The sequence below is a fragment of the Terriglobales bacterium genome (genome assembly GCA_035567895.1).
In the GTDB taxonomy this organism is placed as follows: Bacteria; Acidobacteriota; Terriglobia; order Terriglobales; family Acidobacteriaceae; genus Gp1-AA112.
On the sequence record DATMPC010000083.1, the window covers coordinates 25,480 to 46,943 of the forward strand.

At 55.2% G+C, this 21,464-nt stretch carries 23 protein-coding genes and 1 tRNA gene; 4 read left to right on the top strand and 20 right to left on the bottom strand.

The features are described 5' to 3' along the window. Positions 1–7: 7 nt before the first annotated feature. Positions 8–679, top strand: coding sequence for an HAD family hydrolase (locus VNX88_16560; GenBank protein HWY70283.1), 672 nt, complete (start codon positions 8–10; stop codon positions 677–679). A 28-nt stretch (positions 680–707) separates the two neighbouring features. Here VNX88_16560 and VNX88_16565 read toward each other — a convergent pair whose 3' ends face one another. After that, a complete protein-coding gene (locus VNX88_16565) occupies positions 708–2,795 on the bottom strand; it encodes a M13 family metallopeptidase (protein HWY70284.1) in 2,088 nt (695 codons plus the stop codon). 80 nt (positions 2,796–2,875) lie between these two features. After that, positions 2,876–3,340, bottom strand: a complete 465-nt coding sequence (locus VNX88_16570) for a GNAT family N-acetyltransferase (protein ID HWY70285.1) — start codon at positions 3,338–3,340, stop codon at positions 2,876–2,878. 167 nt (positions 3,341–3,507) lie between these two features. Between VNX88_16570 and VNX88_16575 the strand changes: the two genes are divergently transcribed. Beyond that, positions 3,508–4,413: a pirin family protein gene (locus VNX88_16575; protein ID HWY70286.1), complete on the top strand. Its 906-nt coding sequence runs from the start codon at positions 3,508–3,510 to the stop codon at positions 4,411–4,413. A gap of 170 nt (positions 4,414–4,583) precedes the next feature. After that, a tRNA-Pro gene (locus VNX88_16580) sits at positions 4,584–4,660 on the top strand. A 55-nt stretch (positions 4,661–4,715) separates the two neighbouring features. On the opposite strand, the gene VNX88_16585 is transcribed toward VNX88_16580, so the two are convergent. The 8 genes from VNX88_16585 to dnaN all read right to left on the bottom strand — a co-directional run bounded on the left by VNX88_16585 (position 4,716) and on the right by dnaN (position 11,991). Continuing rightward, entirely contained in the window at positions 4,716–5,837 is a 1,122-nt protein-coding gene (locus VNX88_16585; GenBank protein ID HWY70287.1) for a tyrosine-type recombinase/integrase, read from the bottom strand. A 472-nt stretch (positions 5,838–6,309) separates the two neighbouring features. Next, the gene (locus VNX88_16590) at positions 6,310–7,437 is read right to left on the bottom strand and encodes an ATP-binding protein (GenBank protein HWY70288.1); all 1,128 of its coding nucleotides are present in this window, start codon (positions 7,435–7,437) and stop codon (positions 6,310–6,312) included. Positions 7,438–7,619: 182 nt separating this feature from the next. Beyond that, positions 7,620–7,814, bottom strand: a complete 195-nt coding sequence (locus tag VNX88_16595; protein HWY70289.1) for a hypothetical protein — start codon at positions 7,812–7,814, stop codon at positions 7,620–7,622. Between the two features lie 86 nt (positions 7,815–7,900). Next, positions 7,901–8,182, bottom strand: coding sequence for a hypothetical protein (locus tag VNX88_16600; protein HWY70290.1), 282 nt, complete (start codon positions 8,180–8,182; stop codon positions 7,901–7,903). Between the two features lie 78 nt (positions 8,183–8,260). Next, the gene (locus tag VNX88_16605; protein ID HWY70291.1) at positions 8,261–8,770 is read right to left on the bottom strand and encodes a hypothetical protein; all 510 of its coding nucleotides are present in this window, start codon (positions 8,768–8,770) and stop codon (positions 8,261–8,263) included. Next, on the bottom strand, positions 8,767–9,585 hold the full coding sequence (locus tag VNX88_16610) for a HipA family kinase (GenBank protein ID HWY70292.1): 819 nt from the start codon (positions 9,583–9,585) through the stop codon (positions 8,767–8,769). Before VNX88_16610 ends, VNX88_16605 begins: the two co-directional genes overlap by 4 nt. 217 nt (positions 9,586–9,802) lie before the next feature. After that, on the bottom strand, positions 9,803–10,714 hold the full coding sequence (locus VNX88_16615) for an SWIM zinc finger family protein (protein ID HWY70293.1): 912 nt from the start codon (positions 10,712–10,714) through the stop codon (positions 9,803–9,805). 164 nt (positions 10,715–10,878) lie between these two features. Further along, on the bottom strand, positions 10,879–11,991 hold the full coding sequence (gene dnaN / locus VNX88_16620; GenBank protein HWY70294.1) for a DNA polymerase III subunit beta: 1,113 nt from the start codon (positions 11,989–11,991) through the stop codon (positions 10,879–10,881). On the opposite strand from dnaN, the gene VNX88_16625 reads away from it, so the two are divergent. Next, a complete protein-coding gene (locus tag VNX88_16625) occupies positions 11,975–12,100 on the top strand; it encodes a hypothetical protein (protein ID HWY70295.1) in 126 nt (41 codons plus the stop codon). The two genes, dnaN and VNX88_16625, sit on opposite strands and share 17 nt — an antisense overlap. 18 nt (positions 12,101–12,118) lie before the next feature. Here the strand turns inward: VNX88_16625 and VNX88_16630 are convergent, their stop codons facing one another. The 10 genes from VNX88_16630 to VNX88_16675 all read right to left on the bottom strand — a co-directional run bounded on the left by VNX88_16630 (position 12,119) and on the right by VNX88_16675 (position 21,458). After that, positions 12,119–13,015 (bottom strand): hypothetical protein, encoded by an 897-nt coding sequence (locus VNX88_16630; GenBank protein HWY70296.1) that lies wholly within the window; start codon positions 13,013–13,015, stop codon positions 12,119–12,121. 18 nt (positions 13,016–13,033) lie between these two features. Then, on the bottom strand, positions 13,034–14,122 hold the full coding sequence (locus tag VNX88_16635; protein HWY70297.1) for a TraI domain-containing protein: 1,089 nt from the start codon (positions 14,120–14,122) through the stop codon (positions 13,034–13,036). A gap of 171 nt (positions 14,123–14,293) precedes the next feature. Then, positions 14,294–14,563 carry a hypothetical protein gene (locus tag VNX88_16640; GenBank protein ID HWY70298.1) on the bottom strand — a complete coding sequence of 90 codons (270 nt, stop codon included), beginning with the start codon at positions 14,561–14,563 and terminating at the stop codon, positions 14,294–14,296. Continuing rightward, the gene (locus tag VNX88_16645) at positions 14,560–15,240 is read right to left on the bottom strand and encodes a hypothetical protein (GenBank protein ID HWY70299.1); all 681 of its coding nucleotides are present in this window, start codon (positions 15,238–15,240) and stop codon (positions 14,560–14,562) included. Before VNX88_16645 ends, VNX88_16640 begins: the two co-directional genes overlap by 4 nt. Positions 15,241–15,376: 136 nt before the next feature. Continuing rightward, positions 15,377–15,913: a DUF4400 domain-containing protein gene (locus VNX88_16650; GenBank protein ID HWY70300.1), complete on the bottom strand. Its 537-nt coding sequence runs from the start codon at positions 15,911–15,913 to the stop codon at positions 15,377–15,379. After that, entirely contained in the window at positions 15,913–17,646 is a 1,734-nt protein-coding gene (locus VNX88_16655; GenBank protein HWY70301.1) for a TraM recognition domain-containing protein, read from the bottom strand. Before VNX88_16655 ends, VNX88_16650 begins: the two co-directional genes overlap by 1 nt. Beyond that, positions 17,591–18,493 carry a MoxR family ATPase gene (locus VNX88_16660; GenBank protein HWY70302.1) on the bottom strand — a complete coding sequence of 301 codons (903 nt, stop codon included), beginning with the start codon at positions 18,491–18,493 and terminating at the stop codon, positions 17,591–17,593. The genes VNX88_16655 and VNX88_16660 overlap by 56 nt, the downstream gene beginning before the upstream one ends. Next, entirely contained in the window at positions 18,480–19,868 is a 1,389-nt protein-coding gene (locus tag VNX88_16665; protein HWY70303.1) for a TrbI/VirB10 family protein, read from the bottom strand. The genes VNX88_16660 and VNX88_16665 overlap by 14 nt, the downstream gene beginning before the upstream one ends. A 16-nt stretch (positions 19,869–19,884) precedes the next feature. Then, positions 19,885–20,784, bottom strand: a complete 900-nt coding sequence (locus VNX88_16670) for a hypothetical protein (protein ID HWY70304.1) — start codon at positions 20,782–20,784, stop codon at positions 19,885–19,887. Continuing rightward, positions 20,781–21,458: a VirB8/TrbF family protein gene (locus tag VNX88_16675; GenBank protein HWY70305.1), complete on the bottom strand. Its 678-nt coding sequence runs from the start codon at positions 21,456–21,458 to the stop codon at positions 20,781–20,783. The genes VNX88_16670 and VNX88_16675 overlap by 4 nt, the downstream gene beginning before the upstream one ends. Positions 21,459–21,464: the final 6 nt, after the last annotated feature.

The following is a 21,464-nucleotide window of genomic DNA, read 5'->3' on the forward strand; positions in this document are numbered from 1 at the left end:
TTAGAGTATGCCCATCGAGGTCGTCTTCTTCGACGTAGGCAACACCCTTCTGTTTCCCGATCACGAAAAGACATTAGCTCCGCTGTGGAATCGCGGGATCCGTCCCACCGAGGCGCAGCTCTTCGCCGCCGAACGTGTCGCACGCCAGGATATGGATTTGATTGTCTCGCAGACGCGTAAGGTCGATCTGCAATACTGGGAAACCTACTACGCGCATCTGCTGCGCACGCTCAACGTGACCGACATTTCGTTGCGCTTGGAGTTGGTTAACCTCGCCCGCACTTCGTCGAACTGGAGGCGCATGCCTCCGGGAACGATCGAAGTACTAGAGTCGATGAAGCGGAAATATCGCTTGGGCGTGATCTCCAATTCTGACGGACACATGGCCGAAAGGCTTGCAACGGTTGGCCTCGGAAAATACTTCGAGCATGTGATCGATTCCGGCAACGTTGGATACGAGAAACCCGCGCCGCAAATCTTTCAGGCAGCACTCGCAGCTATGTCTGTTGCGGCCGACCGTGCGCTGTACCTTGGGGACATATATTCGATCGACTATCTGGGAGCGCAAAAGGCCGGTATGCGCGCGATCCTAATGGACATCGCGGGAGTGTACGCGATGAGGAACGAGCCGAGAATTGAATCCCTCGATCAACTCACAGAGGCGATTTCGAAAATCTAGCAAAGGCCCATGATCGCACCACCGATGTCTACCAAACTCTGCACACCTGAGCCGCTGCCTTAGTCATTGGCTGCCCGGCCTTACAAGAGAATGCCTGCGTAAAGTCAGGCATATTCACGACGACGCCGTTGATGCGATACCTGGCTGGCGAGTGCGGATCAGTGAGCGCGCGCAGCCGCGCGTCTTCCGGACGCGTGTTCTCGCATGCCCATTGTGCAAAGCCGACAAAGAATCGCTGGTCGGGAGTTAGGTCATCGGCTGCCTGGAGATTCTTGTCTTTCGTTGCGTCTTTCCACGCGTTGTAAGCGAGGATCTCCCCTCCCAGATCGGCGACGTCTTCGCCTAGTGTGAGCTTGCCATTGATGTGTACATCGTCAACGACTACATACTTCGAATACTGGTCTTCGACGCATTGGGTGCGCTGCGTGAACTTCTCTGCGTCTTCTTTTGTCCACCAGTCGCGCAGATTACCTTTTGCGTCGTACTTGCGCCCCTGATCGTCGAAGCCGTGTGTCAACTCATGGCCAATCGTGCCGCCGGTGTTTCCGTAATTGGGAGCATCGTCCATTTTTGAATCATAGAGCGGTGGTTGCAGCACCCCGGCAGGGAAGTTGATGTCGTTCATCGCCGGGTTGTAATAAGCATTTACGGTCGGAGGCGTCATTCCCCATTCGGCATGATCGACCGGTTGCCCGATCTTGTTGATGCGCCTCCGTGATTCAAACAGATTCGCATTGCGTACGTCGCCAACGAAGTCTGTTGCAGTAATCTTCACGGAACTGTAGTCGCGCCACTTGTCGGGGTATCCAATCTTGTTGCGCATGCCCTGCAGTTTCAGTACGGCCTGCCGCTTCGTTTCCGGACTCATCCAGTCGAGCTGCTGAATGCGTTGTCCCATCGCATCTTCGATGCGACGAACCATGTCCAACGTGCTGGCCTTGAGTTCAGGAGAGAAAACTCTACGAACGTACGCCTGCCCCAGGGCCTCACCGAGGTCATCGTCCACGTATTGCACGCAGCGCTTCCATCGCGGTTGTTGCTCCTTTGCGCCGCGCAAATACTGGCGATAGAAAGCAAAGTTCTCATCCACGAACGGCTGTGAGAGATAAGGTGAGTAGGCGTTGGCGACGTGGAAGCGCAAGTAGTTCTTCCAGTTGTCCAGGGACTCACTTCCCAGTTCAGAACTAAGAGCCTTGAAAAACGGCGGCGCTGTGACGTTCATGATCTCGAACGGAGGCGTGTTCGCAGCTTTGAAAAAAGCCGGCCAATCGAAGTTAGGAGCGACTGCTTGCAGGTCAGCCACCTTCATCTTGTTCTTGCGCTTGTACGGATCGCGGCGTTCCACGCGGGTGAGGGACGCCTCAGCCAACCTAGTTTCCATGCGCATAATGTCCTGCGCCTCGGTTTTTGCTTTGTCCGGCGAATCGCCTAGAAGCTCGAACATCTTCTGCACGTGCTGCAGATAGCGCTCGCGTGTTTCCTTGGATTTGGCATCATCCTTCGTGTAGTAATCACGATCGGGCAGCCCCAGGCCACCCTGATTGATGCCGGCGATCTGCTCCTCTGAGTTATCCGGATCCTGAATCGAGGACGATCCAAACATTGTCGTCCCCGCAGCTTCGAGCTGAAGCCGGGCTACAAGCGGAGCAAGCTCGTGTACGGACTTCAGCGCACCAATCGCATCCAGCTCGGGTTTAATAGCTTGCACGCCGCGTTTATTCACTGTCGCTTCATCCATGCAAGCTGAGTAATAGTCACCGATCTTCTGAGTGACGGCGTCCCGCTGTTTGGCTGTCTGCGCTTCGTCGAGGATGCCACGCAAGAACCCGAGATTGTCCTGATAGAGCTTTCCGTAAACACCCCAGGAGGTCTGGTCCGGGGGAATTGGATTGTTCTTCTGCCAGCCGCCACACGAGTACTGATAAAAGTCCGCGCATGGATCCGCCGATTTATCCATCGACGTCAGATCCAGGCTCGGCGAATACGGCAACGTGGGCTCCGCAGCGGACGAGCCCGATGCTGGTGACGCGCTCTGTTGGGCTTGCGCGAGAGTAGCGATCGCAATCACAACGGTGAAAAACGTCACACGGAAGGAAAAAGTCGAAAAGTTCTTCAAGAGTGTCTGCTCCAGAAATTGAAGGCAAAGAGTAACAGAAAAGCGGCAATTGGCAACTCGCGACGATTCAATGCTGAACGTCAGTGCGCGAGTACCACACTGATGTCATCCCATACCAGCCAGTGCGCGTTTAGTTCATGGGCGCCATGCTTTGTATAAAAGCGTCGAGCCGCCGCATTTTCCGGGTCCACATCTACGCAAATCCGTTGTGCCTTGTGCTCGGCAAACCAGGCAGCCACCATCCGAAGCAGTTCAAACGCGACCGCACTGCCTCTGTTGGTGCGAATGACATTGATCCACTCCAGTTCCCCGTCGCAGCCGTACCTGCGCGTAAGATGTCCAGCAATGAAGCCAAGCATTAAATCAGTCTGAAGCGCGACATAAACTACGCGAGGTTTCAAGGCATGCTGCGGATGTAGTTCACAATCCATATAGCCGGCAATTCGATTTCTCCAGTAATTCTCCTCGCCCCATTCCGCCGACCGCATCCGTGCCATAGCCGGAATATCAGATTGGGAAGCCTGCCTGTAGTTAACCGCGCTCATGGAGCACACATTATTTGGTAAACGCTCAGCTCCACCCCCAAGTCCGGGCAGTCCGAGGTCGCTCCATCGACAAATGGAGTAGCCGAATTAGGCGGAATCCGTCGCTTGAATCGTTCGCTGGCTTCAGGCATCAAACCTATGCATTCGGATTTCGGGGAAGGAAAGTTATGTCACTACGTCCAGTCAGACAGATCATTCAAACGACGCCCACAATTGAAGGTGCCGGAGTGAAGCTACAGCGGGCATTCGGTTTTGGCAAGACGAAGGAATTCGATCCTTTCCTGCTGCTGGATGACTTCCGCAACGACAATCCGCAGGACTATCTCGCGGGATTTCCCTGGCATCCGCATCGCGGCATCGAGACGATTACGTATGTCCTCGCCGGCTCTGTCGAGCACGGTGATAGCCTGGGCAACAAAGGAAAGATGTCAGCGGGCGACGTGCAATGGATGACCGCCGGCAGCGGCATCCTGCATCAGGAGATGCCCAAAGGAGATGCGCAGGGCCGCATGCACGGCTTCCAGCTTTGGGCCAACCTGCCCTCATCATTGAAGATGACCGACCCGCGCTACCAGGACATACCTTCAAGCGCGATCCCCGAAGTCGCGGAAGATGATGGGACCCGTGTACGGGTTATCTGCGGAGAATTTGGAGGGAAGCGCGGACCGGTAGAAGGCGTGGCTGCCGATCCGAACTATCTCGATATCTCTGTTCCGCCTGGTCAACGCAAGCGGCTCAAAGTCGAAACCACACGCAATGCCTTCGCATACGTGTTTGCAGGTTCCGGCACATTCCGCGATGCCTCAAATCCGCGCGCGGTTCTTACTGAATCTGGCGTGGATCCAAATGCCACTCCCGTGTACGACGTCAACAATCACTCGTTGGTGCTCTTCGATCGCGGCGATGAGATCGTAGCGCAAGCTGGAGATGAAGGCATCCGTTTCCTGCTGGTTTCCGGGAAGCCAATCGAGGAGCCGGTAGCCTGGTACGGTCCAATCGTGATGAACACGCAGGAGCAGATCCGGCAAGCCATTGGCGAATTGCATACCGGCGCGTTTATCAAGCATCGCTAAAACGCAACTGCCTTTGTCCCGCTAGCACAACGGAGCGCCGGACGCCCTCGTCCGGCGAAGTAGAAGTTACTCGCGGACGACGAAGCGATGCGAAGTCCCACTTCCGCCACCTGCTATACTCGAACCAAGGAATCGCTGCATGCTTTGCGATTCTCCTGCCTTGGTTACGTCGGGGAGTGGCTCAGCCTGGTAGAGCACCTGGTTCGGGACCAGGGGGTCGGAGGTTCAAATCCTCTCTCCCCGACCAATTCCTTTCAACAACTTGCAAATTCGCCGGGTCATGAGGGTTTACACAAAAGGGTTTACATTGTCCGGGCAGGCTGCTGGCCCGGTGTAAACTCCCGCCAAACGCTGGCGGCGGCTAAACTCACAGCTTCCACTCGTTCTTCCCACCACGTGCGGTTGTAAACGTTCTGCGTCACATCCACCGTAGCGTGTCCCATGTTGTCGCGCGTTACTTCGGGCCGGACGCCAACACTGCTCATCAGGCTCGAATGCATCGTGCGGAAGCTCCGAAAATCCACGGTCGCAGGCAAACCTAACTTCTTGACCGTGGGCTTCAAGTGCCGACGCAGCAAGTTGCGCCGGTTTACCGGGCCACCCTTTGCATTGGTGAAAACGAGATCATCCGGCTTCCGATACTTCGATCTTTGCCAAGTTGCTTCCAGAACCGCCTTCAGGATTCCGTGAGAATCAAGAGGAATGCTCCGGCGACCTGCATCGGTTTTCGTGTCATCGAACTCGCCTTCGTAGAAACGCTCTACGATTTCGATTCGATCCGGGTGAATTCGCTCCCAACGCAAAGCGGCAACCTCGCCAATTCGCATTGAACCAACCACCATCAGCGCAACGATGGACTTGGTCGGCTCCGGCAACGCATCGATCACGCTGCGAATATCCTGCTTTGCGAGCAACACGGGAGGTTTGCGTGCCTTCTTGCGCGGCAGGCGAACTCCCTGAGCAGGATTCACTCGAATGATTCCCCAAGTTTTGCCTTGGTTCAGAACCGTTCTGAGACATGCGTGCATATTGCGAATCGTTTTCGAGGCCAAGCGCGGAGAAAACGAGTTGAAAAAATCTTGTAGTCCGATTGTTCTCATTTTCGTGAGTTTGATCGAACCCAATTCGGGCAAGATGTACGTGTCCAGAAAAAAGTCGTAACTGAGTCTCGTTGAGTTCTTCAGCAGCGGCCAGATTCTTTCACGACACATTGCCACAAGTGCTGCGAGTGTTCCTTCCCCGAAGGGAAATTGTTGAGGTTGATTGTTCCGTTCGTTGACGCCTTCAATGAACTGGTCTGCTTCCCGTTGAGCTTCAGATCGCGTGGGAAACTTACTTTTCGCCCAGCTCTTTGTATGCGGGCAACGCTTGCCGGAACTGTAGTCCCAATAGAAAATCTTCCACTTGCTCCCCAAGTCCTTCACTCGGGGTCTCTGGTGTCGTTCTCGCACCACGATTTCCTTTCCGTGGTGCTTCAACCGTGATCTACGATTAACACCAACGGAACTCATTGGCAAGCGCCTGCGCGTTTTTCGAGGAAACGTTCAATTTCGGAACGCCGGAAGCGCACATAGCGACCGAGACGAATCACGGGTAGCTCACTGAGATGGCTGTAAATCCAACTGCGAGGAACGCGAAGAATTTGGGCAACCTCGCTTGCATCCAGAAGAATTGCATCCTGCGGGACTGACCCAAAGACGGGGTGCGAAATTGCGTTGCTCTCCATATGCGGACTCCTGTTGTCAAAATGCGAATGGAACGGAATGGGTTAAAAGGGAATGGATAACGGACAATGGGTTAAGGGAAAGGAGTCCGCCCTGTGGGTTAACGCTGTGCCGGGCCTGCGGCCCGGCAAGCTGCTGCAAGCTCGCCGTTGGTTCGGTTTTGCGTGCTTGCTCATTTGTGCTGTTGCAAGAATTGTCGAAAGAGCGGGTGATAGAGTTTGTAACGCCCGCGTCCTGCGCGTATCAGCAATCCTTTATCACTTAATCGCCTGAAATATTGCGGGTGAAACCTCTGCGCGAACGGAGCGGGGTTGAACTCGTCCTCATCGCTTGCTGCAATTGCATGTAAGAGCGCAATTTCCTTTTCGGAGAGCTGCGCTAAATCGCTGTTGAATTTGCCTCGTTCCAAACGGTTGAAGACGCCGTGCCACAGATGCGCTGGATTTCTGAATGGGCGAGCGTGATACTGACTCCAAAGATCGCGACAGATGAATGCCAGAAAATACGGATGCCCATAGGTTTTTTCGTACAGCCATTCAGACATGTTTAATGTGTCCACCTGCGTGCTACGGAAAACAGCACGCGTATATTCACGGGTCTCCTCAGGCGTGAACGGCTCAAGGAAGCATTTGTTATAGAAGCGTACCGCTGGCTCTGCAAAGCTGCGGATGCCCGAGAAGTAATCACGCTTTGCGGAGAAGCACACACTGAGGTTGACGCCTTCTATTCCAAAGCTCTGGAACTGATCTCTGATGATGAGTGCGGTGTCCTGCACTGTCGGCGTCGCCAGATTGTGGAGATCATCGAGGAAGAATACCGCACCCGAATAGGCCGGTTGAATGAAGTGCTCCCATGCTTCGGACAGGGCATGACGAAGCAGAGCGCTTCCCGAACTCAGGAAATACTGCCTTGGTTTGCGGTCAACCACGACCGCGCCGACGCTGACTCTCGTCAATTTCCAGTTTTCGATCTCCGCGCGGATCTTCGTTGCGACCGATTCGGACGCGAGCAAAGTATCTGCAAGACGGTCGCATAACGCCTCAGCAAATCTCATGTAATCAGAAATGTCTTTGGAAATAGAGAATGTGACCGGCAGCACACGAGGTGTCCAATCGGAACATGTGGACGCCAACTTGAGCAAAAGACTGCTCTTTCCAATTCCCCAGTCACCGAGAATTGCGAAGGATGCCATTCGGCCTGTTCTGGCGATGGATTGGAGCGAATCTGCAAACGTATCCAGGTGAACTTGCCGGCCAATGAATTCATCGGGTTTTACAGGAAAATTCGGCTCTGGAAGCATCGATGGCCCTCAAACTCACAAAACTCACAATCCTCAACGTTGAGCTTTGTGATTTTTGTGAGTTTCGTTCGATTCAATGCGCGATTGTGGGTGGGAGCACAACGGGCGGAGATCGCCCGTTGTGCAGAGGTGGGGGGGATTGTGAAGGTGGGTTTTGCTTTTGTGGCCGGAAGTTTGTGGGTTCAGTTCAGGATTTTGGGAACGAGGGCTTGATTCTCGACGAATGCGAAACAGGTGGACGTTTTTGGGCCACTGAGCGCCAGCTTGACCAGCGCCAGAGAGACCCAGTCAGTCAGTTTTTCAACGATCACGGCTTCGCCGAGAATGCGCTCGCCCACGACAAGATAATGAGTGAAGCTGTCGCCGTCTTTCGACATAGCGCACCTCCAAGGTGTTTTGGTTTTTTGCTTGTGGATGGATTTGGAATCAGGTCGTGATTCCGTTTGTGGTTCTGGGGTGGCGATTAGCGGCGGAATTCCCGTTTCCTGCGTTCAAGAGCAGGCGGATTGACGCACTGCTGAACATCGGCTCGGCAGACTTCGCACTCCTCGGCATCGTCGTGCAAATGCCGTGAGCGCTGGTCCACGGAGAACGCGGGAAGGCCGTCGCGACGCAGCTCAGTGACTTCTGCGGACGCGTCTTCAGGCGACAGATTGTGACTGCAGATGCAGTAAATCTGTTTTCGCCAATCAAAGAGCATCACCAGTTTCAGGTTGACGGACGTGTTCTGATTCGTCTGGCGCATCGCGCACCTCCGAGACTTGGTTTGTGGATTTGGGAATTGGATCAGGAAGGGATCAGAAGAACTTGCGTTCGGTCTGATTCAGCGTGTGGATTCGATTGAGGTGGGTTGTTCGTCGCAGCCTTTGAATTGCGGCAGGTCTTCAAACAGGATCAGCCCTTGCGGATTGGATTGGGCTGCTGCCTCAATGAGCGCCTCGGGGATTCCGGATTCGCGGAGTGCATCAGGCCGGAACACCAGTTTAGGCTTCGGGCTGCGATCTTCTGGATCAAGGATTCGCATGTCAACCAACGTGCCGTTTTCTTTTCGGTACGCTGGCCAATGCGTGCTGTTGATGGTCACAACAGAATCGTGCATTTGGTTCACCTCCATTCTTTGTAGGTCTTGCCGTGCTCGCTGAAGTTGCTGCAAAACTCGTTCAGCAGGACAGTGGAATACCGGGCATTCAAAATGTGGGCTTGCTATGTAGCCGAGAAGGCGCGGATCACATTCGAATTCCTTCTCAGCCCACTCACGGTCGGACTCGGCAACAAAGCACATTGCCGAGCCGTTGCAGTTGGTGATGAGGTACTTCCAGAATTTCAGCGTCATGGCTTTTCCTCGGTCCAGGCGCTGAATGGGTTGTGTGTGGATTTGCGAACTTCCGCGATCAATTCCCGAACGCGACTACGACGGCTATCGATGCGGTCAATCAGTTCGTTGATTGCGTCTGGATCGATCCATTCAGGCGGCAGATCTCCTGCCATGTCTCCGAGTTTCAGTCGAGAGAAGGTCTCGATGCGACTCAGCCAAGGCTCGAATGAATGCCAGCCGGTGATGTTGCTATAGACCTCCCTTTTCGCATAGATCCCGCGTAATGGGCTGTCCGGGAAATTCCACTCTCCGGCATTGAAGCAGTAGCCGAAGTCAATAAAATGAGCGCGGAATTTCTGTTTTGATCGTGGGCGGCAGAACACGGCTTGCCGACCGTCACAGTTGCACAGCCATTTGTCCAGAGCACACGCGCCGGCAAATTCCTCCACGTTTTCGATTCGTGGAAGCACCGACTCGGGCAAGTAGTCGAACACTTCGCCCTCTGAAATGAAGCGCGAGCCAAATGCCATGCCGTGCGAACATTTCAGTGTCGAATTGGAAAGCTGGATCACCAGCGACGGCGCGCTCTCCACGAGTTTAGGAGGCACGTAGAGAATGGCCGGTTCTGGAATCGTGAGTCCGATTGCGCGACCAATTGAGCAGGCGAGCCACTCATTGGCGAGCACGCGGAGCGACTGTGGGTTGTTCGCGAACTTGACCACATAAGCGTTACCGTCACTTGCGATGAGCATGTGCGACTGTGCTCCTCCTCTCATGGCGCGAATGTGGCCTGTCGCAATCAGGAACGAGCTGGATATTTCTTGTGGGTTCATTGGTGCTCCGAGAGCACGCGCAGTGTGGGCGGGGAAATGGCGATCTGACGTGGTGCGCGTGCGGAGTGGTTCCACGAGATCGCCAAACCGCAACGCGACTCGGACGGTCACGTCAGCGAATTGCCATTTTGGGTATTGCGGGGTGGGAGAGCAGGAAGAATCCGAGTCGGAGAATGTCTTTGTCTCTCTGACTCGGAACAGGTGGGTACGGCATCAGTCAGGCAGCGGCTTCGGGCAAGAACTCTTCGATAGTCTTGTATCCGCCATTGTTCTGACCGACTTTTACCGAGCAAGGAAGATGGAGTTCCATTCCGGCTTCGATCTCGCTTGCCGGAATGTCGTAACCGCTCGCTTCCAGACGCTCCGCCAGTTCTTCCGGGCGGCCGAACACGCGCACCGTCTCGCCGTTCACGTCCACCTTCAAGAACAATGACTCGCCCTGACGAGTCTTCATACGGTCGATCTTGGTGATGACCGCAGGAACAGGGCTTGTCTTGGAAGCAGCCGTGACGCGACGAGGCTTGATCGGCGTTGCTGTTGCCGCGCTCGGCGAATCGAATTCGCGACGAGCATTATTGTCTGAGGGTGCGCCGTTCTTGGCCGCCTGCGAGGCCAGGCGTTCGAGCAACTCGTAGGCGTAGGAGGCCGTTTGGCTATCCTGCGCCTCGTCGTTGGTCACGCGCGCCTGAACCTCAACCTGTACGGCAGCCTTTCCGTCCGTCTGGACGCTGCGCCGGATGCGAAAAATGAGCGGAGACACCTCCGCATTCGAATTCCCATTCGCCTTGACGGACCCGTTTCCGTTCGCAGGCGATGAGACTCCGACTTGCGGTGCTAACGCAGTGATCGCCGCCGCAGCAATGTGCTTGCAAATCCGCCCTTCCTGCGCAATGCGCACTTGGAAATCGGGACAGGTGCATGAGCCAGTGCCGTGGAGGTCGAGTTTCACCTTGTAAGCGACTCCGCTCTTGTTGGTCACGATGAACTCCGGGAAATCACCCGAAACGTGCAGGCGATTCGTTTTCATTTCTTCCACTGCCCGAGCCCAGCGATTACCCGCCTTCGATTGAAGGAAAGTGAGCGCCAGGGAGGCCGATTGTGGATCGACAGCTTGTGTTGCGAAAGACATTTGTGGTTCTCCTTTTTGTGGATTGGGTGGCTGGAATCGCCGTTCCCGCTCGTCCGCGGGGCCAGCTCTCCCGTGACGCCAGCCGTTGTGGGTCAGCGTGGGAGTACCGCCGAACTTCGTGGATTGGGTTCTTTTTGGGTAAGGGGTTTGTGGATAAAGCTTGTTCAGTCCCGCAATGGCATAAGCAGGTGCTGATAGCGGAACGCGTCAAAGACGACCACTTCGGAGATCGTTTTCGGGAACAGCTTCATCGAGACGGTCTCGGTCTCAATGCTCTTCACGTATTGCGTGAGGTACTGATGATTGAGGCCGATGTCTCGGGACTTTCCCAAAACGCGTGCGTGCTCCAAGGCGACACGGTTGGCCGTGCCATCGTTTTCGGCCTTGATGCAAGCTGGTGATTTCGACAATTCGAGTTTCACCATAGAGTTGGGGGCCTTTTTCGCAGTGGGTGCTAGTTTCGTCAGTCCATCCAACAGCTCATCACGCTGAAACACCACTCGGCTTTCAAGTGGAGTTTTGGGAATGACGTTCTCATAGTTTGGGAACTGCCCTTGGCTCGGTCGGGCGATGAGCATGGAACCATCTGAGACCAAAAACAGGTTGTGCTCAGTTTCCTCCCGGCAAGTCGATAACTTGACCCAGGAAGATTCGCCCGAGAGCTTGCTGAGTATGGCTGCTGTTGAGCGGAGAAGCAGAGTGGAGAACTCCGAGTTCGTTCCATGCTTTGCTGCTCCTTCAACGACTGACAAACGGTGTCCGTCTGTGCCCACGACGCGAAACTTCGATTCACGCATTTCAAGTTTGATCGTGTCGGTGCAGTACCGAGTCGATTCTGCGGAGAGGCAAAACGCCGCCTTGTTCAGTGCCGCTTCGAGTGCCGAAGCAAGAATCTGCCCCCGAAAGCAGAGTTCCCCATCGGGAATTCGAGGAAAATTCTTCGGCTCAATAAAGGGCAATTCGACCACGCGTCTGTTCGCTTGTACTTCAAACTTGCTGTCGTGAATCTTGATCTCGACGGTCGGGGCAGTTTCGGTTTTTACGGCTTGGTAGAGATCCTTCGCCGGAACCAGTACATCGACGTTCAATGTCGGCGCGCTAGGCGAAGGAACAGAAACAATGAGGCTGTTATCCAAGTCAGTTGCGGTCAAATCGAGACGGCCTTTCACAACTCGCCATCGCAAGTTTTCCAGCACCGGCAAGGTTCCTCGTTTCGGCACTACGAGACAAAGCCGTTCGAGTGCCGTTTTGAGTTGATTAGTGTCGATTACGTTCATAGCTAAAGCTCCTTTTGTGGATGAGGGCATCCTCGCGATTGATCGCGTGATGCAGTTGTGGGTTGATATCGGAGTTTTTGTGGGATACGGAAAGGATTTGTGGAAGTGAAAACTTGGAAATACGAAACTACGCGATTTGGGCCGCCATTACTGTCGGAGGCGGCAAATGACTCTGCATTGAAACAGGCGTCGGCTCGAATGCGCGGTGCAGCGCGTACTGCGACAAGATTTCGAGCTCGTAAAGCTGCAGAGTCGAGAGCACAATCTTTTCCATCGTGCGCTGGTGCTCAAATTCGGCGATCACCTGTCCGTCGTTTCGTTTCCGCAAACTGAACTGATTTGCTGGATCGCCAAAGCGGATAGGAATAGCTCTCTCCTGATTAACAGCGCGACGGGTGAAGACAGCCAGTGTCGCAAGATCATTGGCTTTATTGACGCAGAACTGTGAGCGCCAGAGTGGAGTCTGCACGTCGAATCGCACACCGTGACCGCAGACGTTCAGTCCGACGCTAAGCGAAAGTTCGTCACGGAGCAGCAGATCAACCTGCTCATAGGCAAACAGAGCACGCTTTGCTAGCGCGTGCATTGCCTGAACCTCACCGGGATGCAGGTCGAACCGAGCGACCCGTTTCCCATCATCACGGACGGCAAAGAAGACCCGCAGCCGGCCCTCATCGACCTGCTCGTAAATCAGGAACTGGGCAAAGCGTCCGTAGATCTTGTTCTTCGAGACACCGCCGTTCGAGCTGAACAAGTCTCCCTCCGAGCAGATGGTGTCATCAAACGGGCTCTCCTGTTCGCCGCCATCCGGTTTTTTCGAATCGCGCAACTGGAACTGCTCAACGCGACGCTCGACCGCTCGCATGATTGCGAGCAGATGGAGTAATTGCTCAATTGAGTCAATGCGGGTTTGGACTTCGACCGACTCTCGGCGTGGAGTCTGAGCAGCTACCGTTAACGTTAAGCCAGTGCCACCCACCTCCCCCTGAACTCGGCCGTATTGATTTGCGATCAGAGTGTTCATAGAAGTTCTCCGGTAGCCTCACTCCTGCCCTTCCACGGGTTCCGGTTGAGGCTGAGTGTCAATTTCAAATTGGGTGGTTTTGGGGAGCGTGGGAAGGATTGATTTGGGTATGACCTTATCGGTCGGAAATATGAGTGCTTTGAGCGAAACAGTGTGGCCGTCAGTCGTCGCTTTGATCGCTCGTACGCACTTTCCTGCGGCATCGGCGTCCACAAGGTTGGAGTTTCGCAGCAAGTTATAAACGTGACAGTTTTCCGGCAGGGTAATGTTGTGCAGCGTCCGAAGGCGTTCACGCACCAAAAAGAGGACCGCCGGCATTACAACCGCCGTTCTGCTTCCAGAGACAAAGACTTGGCCGCCGAGCATATTCACGTTGATCTCACCGTTGACGATCATCTCCTGCAGGATGCGCAAAAACCATCCGACTTTGCTGTCAGGGTGGTCGGCTATTGCGGGATGAGCACGCTCGACACTCGCTTGGTCGGCTTTGGAGACAGCTCGTGATACTGGATCGTCGCTATCAAGCGTGTCGTGACTGCCCACGAGTGTCGCAGTGATCTTCTTAATTCGCGACGCTCCGAGGTAATCAATGTCATCGGGCGTAAGGAGCTGGCGGAATAGCAGAGAAGGAGAAAGCAGAGCATGATCGCCGTGTTCGCGCTCCGGCTTCCATGTCAGCGTCGGCGATTTCCGGTTGCGCTTGACGAACTCCACGTAAGGTTCGGCGAACGGACGCCAGCGTGTGTCGCCGATTCGCAAGTCCATCTCGAAGAGCTTGCCGATGTCATGACAGAGCGCCGCGATGAACGCGGCGTACTGCCAGCGAGGTTTGTTGCGGGCCGTTTGGAAGCTGTCTCGGGTGCCATCTGGCCGTCGTTCCGTGATGGTCGTGCCGGCGAACTCCTCCAGCGCTCGCAACGCTACTTCAAGCGAATGCTGGTAAAGACCGCCTGGGCGGCTGTGGTGATGGTTTTCGCTGGCCGGGAGATCTCCGATCAAACAGCGAAATCGATTCAGCAAAGCCTCAGCGAGCTCGTGCGAGCGAAAGTCGAGCGACAGCCGGTACAGAATCTGCTCGTCAATCGATTTCGTCTGTTGCATTGCCATGACACCTCCATTGCGGGTGGCTGTGCCACCCGCAAGACCCACCCGCGAGACCCACCCGCGCGGGTGGGTCGTCAATGGAATGGTTAAAGGCGTCGCGCCGCGACGCCTTTAACCGGTAAATCTCGGCTGAGATTTACCGCCGACCGCAACGCGGTCGGTGACGACTCGGCGCTACGCGCCGACCAACGCTTCCTGCTGCAAAGGCTGACCGCGAAACGTTGGGATCGAGGTGTTGCGGCTGACCACGCCGCTGACGGTCAGCGTGGACTCCTCTCCGACCGGCAGCTTGTGCGGTTTCTCGTCCCAGATTTCAACCGCGTAGTTCGCGCCCGCAGTATTGTCCGAGTCCAGCACCAACAGGTTGGTCACATGTGTCTCTTTTAACCCGCTGGCATTGACCCTTCGCGACGAACACCGCAATACCGTGCCCGTTAACTTCATCGCTGTTTCTCCTCAAACGAGATATTGACTTGTGGAATCGGTGTTCTCACCTGGTATGGCTTCAGCGTGTCTTGGGTAAACCTACCTGCGATGGGTTGGGCAGCCCATTTCCGGTAGAGCCGGGCACGGCCCTCGGAACTGACCACCACAATCAGACGGAAATCCGAAGCAGTGTGCTCCAAAACCCGGCCATAGCGCTCGGTGAGCGTGCGGGTCTGATACTTCGGCGTATTGTCCGGTCGATCCACGGCAGCGATGCATAGCTTGCCGTCAGCTCGCCGGAGTAAGAATTCCTGCCACAGATAAGGATGCCCGGCGACGTGCGGAAGCGCGTCGGTCGGGCAGCCAGCAGCATTTAGGACCGTGATCTTTTCCGAATGAGCAAAGGTGAACTCGGCTGGCCAGGTTCTGGCCTCTAGATAGAAATTGACGCCTAACAGCTTGCAACGAATTGTCGGGGGCGTATGCCGCCTGCGTGCCATCAGGTCGGCGCCCACCAGGCGCGTGGCGGACATTGTGACCTGATGGATTACGGGATAATTTGCGATTTGCCGCAGGAAGCCCGCATTCTTGAGCACCTGCAACTGGGCGGCAACACGCGTCGGCGAATTGGCAAGCCCGAGCTTCTGCGCCTGCTCTGGCGTGCAGTAACCGCCCAGATATACAAGCGTTCTCAAGAACGCCCCTCTACACTCGTCCAGCAACAAGAGTCGTTTCGAAAAACGAATACTCACGAATATCCACACTCCATCAACATAGTCGTGGTGGATTGCGGTCCTAACGAACCGTTGTGGGACGCGAGCGATGGGACGGCTAAAACTGTGTCGGCGCATGGAGAATGAGATTTCGAGTATTGAACATTGCAAAAACAGCGATCAGGAGAACCAGCATCATTGCCGGTATTGCTATAGGCGCAGTCACCCACAGCAACGCCATTATGGGAATCAGTTCAAGTCCCGTCAGCGCGAGGCTGAACCGCATCGGCGAATGAATTTTGATTAAGCTCCTTTGGCTCGCACGGGTCCACCAGCCCTCAAGGAATCCAATCAAGAGCGGAAGGAGCAATGCCGGGACAAGATGCAGCAGAACGAGAGATCGGAATGTCACTAACTCGACGGCACTCCACATCTTCTGGCTCATCTTTTCACGGAACGGCTCTGGAAGAGACGCGAATAGCCGAGCCGTGTAACGCGCGCTTGCGTGCTGGAAGTCCGTGAGTATTGTTTCGGGAATGACGCTCGATGCTGCTACCCAGCTCCGCTGGATAAGGTTCGCGCTCCGACCGTCACTGATGAGCGACGCCAGAGAAACGAACAGCAAAATCAAGATGCCAATCCACAGCAGCCTCATCAATCCTCCAGCGGGAAGTGATGTACCGGTTCAGGTACCAGCGGAAAGCGGGTCTTATACGTGTGGCCGCTCGCGTAGAGAAATGCCTGGCCGCGCGGCAGCTTCATCAGCCAGTCTTCGCGAACCAGATTGTCGATAAGCTCCGTGGACTGCTGCGCAAAGGTCGCATCAAACGCCAAACGGCTGTGGACCTTGGGCCTACCTTGCAGGACCGGGCGATATGCGGCGGACTCGCGCCTTGTCAGCAGCGGCCCTTGACCAGCGATATCGGAGAATGTCTTTGCAGTCGCATGATCCGTTGCTCTGAACCAGAGTTTCGTATTGGTATTGTCGAGAATCTGCTGCGCTCCCGCGGTGCCAAGCACGCTCACCAAATCGGCCACGCTCTGAAATGCCAGAACCGCCATGACACCCTGCCCTCCGGCTTGCGACAACAGATCAACAAAACCGGGGAACACAAGCCTGCCGACTTCATCGACAATCAAGCGAACTGGCGTCTTCCGACGTTCATACGCGTAAGCGCGGCCAATGAAGTTCAACAGGTCTTGGAGAGCCAACATGCCAATTGCATAAGCCGTTTCCTTAACGATCATCGAACCCATGAACATGTACACGATTTGCTTGTTGCGGATGGCCGTGTCCCAATCCAGATCTGGGTCTTTCACCGACATCAGATTGCGAAAGTCAGGCCCGTCGAGTTTCGACAGCATCGGCTTCAGAGAGGAGACCATCTTGTCGTAATGATCTGGTGGATGTTTGATTAGACCCTGCAAGTATTGGAATTCCGGCGTATTGTCCGGAACACGTGGGAGTAGTTCTTCGAGCGTGCTGTTGACCTTTGCGTACCGGGCGATCTTTGAAAGAAGAGGCTGTTCGCCAGCAAGCAGCATCGCCTGGGCGATTACGTTGATAACCTCCCACGCGAAAGCCTTGAATGGTTCCGACTGCCCTCCACCAGGCAATAGTCCGGCGAGCCGATCGGGAATCTCCATCCCCAGCACGTAGTTGGACAGCGGGTTATATGTGCAAGAGATACGCGGGAGCGCAAGCGAGAAGAATTTGAAATCCTTTCCCCGCCCGGCGCGAACAGCAGCATCGTAAGCGCGATGCAGCACGTTCAGGTCACCCTTTGGATCAATGAAAATGACTGCCTCGCGACCGCGCTCAATCGCCTGCAGGAGATCGAGCTGTAAGTAGTGCGTTTTACCAGTACGCGTGGCGCCGGATACGAGCATGTGTCCTTCGAGATCGGTTAGAGGAGTAAAGACAGGCTCTTCATTTTTCAGACCAACGGCATGAAGAGCGCCGACGCCCCCGCTGTCACCTGGAGTTCTGTCGCGACTAGTCGTCAAAGCACTGTTCCGTTCAGCAGCGAGTAACTCATTAGCGCATTCGGACGTCCATGCGAACCCGTGTCCGATGTACTGCATTTCAGTTCGTTGCGGCAGATGGCTCAAGGTCAGTGCGCCGAGGCTTAGCGGTAACCTATGACCGATCTGCTGCGATCCGCGCATCAGTGCTACTCCGAGGAACGCAAGCCCTAAGTAGACGCCCTGCCGATGCGTCAGGAACAGGCGGTCGGGAGCCGCCGTACACATAGCAGCCAGCGACACCCACCCGATCACCAGGTACGGAAATCGCTGAACCCGAATTGCAATCGAAGGCAGCATAAAGTTCTCAACAAGCGCGCTGTAAAAGCAGAGCCACATTTCCAGCGGCGCGATCGATGTCATCTCGCGTCTTCAGCAGGACGGGCAGCGTCTCTGAAACGACATCGGCGGTTAACTCGTCAGCTCCCAAAAGGCGCAAGGCGTCAATCCAGTCGAGGGATTCACGGATGGCCGGTGGTTTGGTCATGCCCAGGTGACGAACGGCGGCGGTGAATCGTGCGACCTGTGCGCTCAGCCGCGATTCGGTGTTGCGAGAGCGAACGATGATTTCGGCTTCCAGTTCGGCACCGGGGTAGTCCATCCAAAGCAGGAAGCAACGCCCGCGGAGCGCATCGGTCAGCTTGCGCTGCGCATTGGAGGTCAAGACAACGACCGGCTTTCTAATCGCTGTAACAGTTCCCAATTGTGGAATCGAAACCTGGAAGTCGGAAAGGATTTCCAACAGGAACGCCTCAAACTCCGGCCCTGTCTTATCCACCTCATCGATGAGCAGAACCGATCTTGATTCCGATTGCAGTGCTCTCAAGATCGGACCGGGAATCAAGAAGTCGGGACTGTAAAGCTGCTGCTTCAGTTCAGCCCAAGTGTCCTCGCGCTCCTTCTGCCGGACAAATTCGAGAGCCATCCGTTGCAAGTGTTCGTTCCAGTGATAGAGCGCCTTGGCTTCATCGATTCCCTCGTAGCACTGTAGTCGGATCAACTCCATGCCGAACGTTTCAGACAGAACTTTTGCGATTTGCGTTTTTCCGGCTCCCGCGGGGCCTTCCAGCAACAACGGTTTCTGCAAACGGAGCGCAATGTACAGCACTGTCGCAACTTCAGCCTTTGCGACATAGCCGCGCTTCGCGAGTAATCCTTGCAGCTCGTCAGCCGAGCGAACGACGGAATCGATGTCACTAGTTATGACCATTGGATTTCCTTGCATCGAGCGCAGCGCGCGTGTCAGCTAACTGCGCCTCGAGCGCCTGGATGTATGCCGTCTGTGCCACCGCGAGCGCTTGCTCAGGTGATTGATTCTGATCTGCAGTGAGCGTAGGGGCGGTGTCAATCTGCTGTGCTGACTTGCTGCTGGGAATGCGACTGTCAGAAACACCCAACGCATTCAGCAGAAAAATTCGGATTGACTGATTTGTGTTCACGTTAACGATCGGCACGTTGGTGGGCTGCTGCAAGCGATTGGAATAACGGTTGCCTTCCGACGCGATTTCGTAACCCATTTGATTGCGGAGGTAATCAGCTTGGGAGAAAGGCTGATTCAACGAGCCCGCACCGGCGAACTCAGTGGCAACAACGGCGGCGCCAGTTCCGATCCGTGTGGCAGTTGAAAGAATCGGGTGACCACTTCCCTGAACCCTTCCAACCAGGCCGGCGCTACCGTCTTTCATCAACGCCAAGCCAGAGATGGTGACTTCACGGTTGCTAGGGAGAATTAGGGATGTGAAACGAACGTTGATGCGGTCCTTAACCGCTCCGGCTGTGTACCCGATCACTCGCGCGCCTTGGGGGATTACAACAGAATTGCCGAGCTGAACAGTCCGATCTACAACCGCGATGACGGGAGATTCAAGCCCGCTGCTGATCGCATTGGTCGTATGCGCGATGATTTCCGTACCCGAAGGAAGCTGAAGGTCGGATGAGCGCGTCTCGCGAAATGTAGAACCTAAATTCAAAACGGGACTCGGCGTGGGATTTGCCACGAATACCGTCGCTGGATTTTGCAGTTCGGATACTCCGGTCGGATTTGGCGAGATCGATGGATTGTTGTCAGATCCGCTGCCATCCGCGAACGTGAACCGGCGAGTCGCGGCGTCGTCACCTGCACGAGCAGCCGACTTGACGCGGCTGGCTGCTTGCATATCTCTATTCTCGCTGCCGACGAGCTGGTTCTCAGTCACAGCAGAATCGGTGCTCGGTGAATTAAGAGGCTTGTGGTCATCTGCGCCACTGAGACCGGTTGGCTGGCGAAAGTGACTGTGGACTGAACTCTCCGGTTTTGAGAGCAGGAATAGCAGCCCGGTCGCGAGGAGCAGCAACAGGCCCGCAGACATCATGATTGGAGCGGCCTTCAGATGCGAAGATTGCTGTTTTGACTGCGACGGCTTTGAGGCTTGAAAGAAGTCCTGCATCTTCGCTGCGAACCGCCCAAAGCCGCTGAGCCGCTCGGTGTTGTGAATATTTTCGAACGCCTGTGCTGTCAACGTCTCATCAGGCACTTCGTCGAGAGCCGTCGCAGCGTTCTGTCCTTCAGGCTCAACGTATGTCGGCTTAGATCCGTTGTTGTTCATGTGCATGCTCCGCCGGTCATTCAACGCGGTATGTCGCAGCGTGATCCGCCATTGCTCGATTGGCAACTGAGAGCAGGATCTGCTGATCACTGTCGTGAACGGGGGGTTTGAATGCGATCACGCATACGGCCCGTTCGCCAGGTCGAAGTTGCTTCGCTGATACCTCTGATTGGGCCAGCTCAATTGGTTCAATCTTGGAGGCTGCACCCTTCTTGCGGTCCTTGCTTTTTTCGGCAACGGTAACGAGATTCAGCCGCGGGTCTTCAAGGTCGATCACGTTCTTCGTGGTGTTTTCAATATCGAAAGAAACGATGGCGATTTCGCCGAGTCGTTCAGTGCGATAGAAGCGCAGCACGATGCCACCTGCCGCAACGCCCGCGTCCTTTTTCGGTTCATGCTTCACATCAGCAAGCATTTTGTCTGCGAGTTCCGCCCGGGCACTCTCGCGCTTCACGCTTTCAGCCGGAGCAGGAGGTGGATCGTTCGCCGGTGTAGCTGGTTGCGCATTCGGAACCGGGTAATCCACCGAATACGCAGTGTCAGCGAGCTTTCCGGCCTTGAGCATGATGTTCACGACCCGCCCTGAAGCCATGTACACCAGCATGTTGGTTTCTATTGGGGGTGCGGATTTTGCCGTTGTCACCCGAATCTGCTTCACGATCGCGTAATGCGGATCGTCTTTATCGGCTTCCGCTAAGAAGTAATTGCTGTCACCCAAGGCGATTCGACGAATCGTGTCTGCCCGAGGGAACTCAACCAAGACCGCAAAATGGGGGGCAGTTGAGATTGTGTAGGGTGCAGACAAGGGCACGAGACCGGTATCCGGGGCACTCCGCTGTCCTGTGCCAACCTGGGACTGTGCCATGCAGCTAAGAGCGAAAACGAGCAGGATGATGAAATAGATGATCTTCCTCATTGCTGAAGCACCTCCTCCTTGTAATCCGCGACTTGAAGGCCACTCCAGCCGTTGCTGGCAGAACGCGGCACCGGCGCTGTGCGGATCACGTATTTCACCAGCAGTTCTTTTTTGTTTTCCTGACCATTGATTAGGGTTGTCAGTCGCTTCTGACCAAAGACAACAGCCGTGTACGGATCGCCGCTGACCAGTTCTGCAGATTTGACTATTAGGGTCGCGGTGACATTGTTGTCACGCACGGTGTCCACGAAATGCTGCTCGTTCAATTGGGCGAGAATCTGCTGACGCAGCGTGTTCGTCATCTGATTGAGCGCGAGAGTTGTGTTTCTCTTCACGGTCACCGGATCAATGTTCACGAAGTGATCGAGAAAGGCGCTGACGAACGCAAGCTTTTCGGATTCGTCTGGCTGCTGCTGCACTGCGGTCGCGGCTACTTCGACGCCGGAACCGTTCAGCGCCGAAACTGTGCCGTCTTGTACTCGGAGAAGTATCGGCGGCCGCAATTGCGCAAGGATCGCCGAGACAATGGCGATGAGCGCGACGCCGCAAGCGACCAGCGCAACTCTCGAAGCACGGCGCGCTTGAATAGCCAAGTGACTGTAGAACTCTGGATAATCCCCCAGCTCGAATTTGGCCTGTTCGAGTTCGTCCGACATCAGAGTTTCAGTGCTCATGTGTCG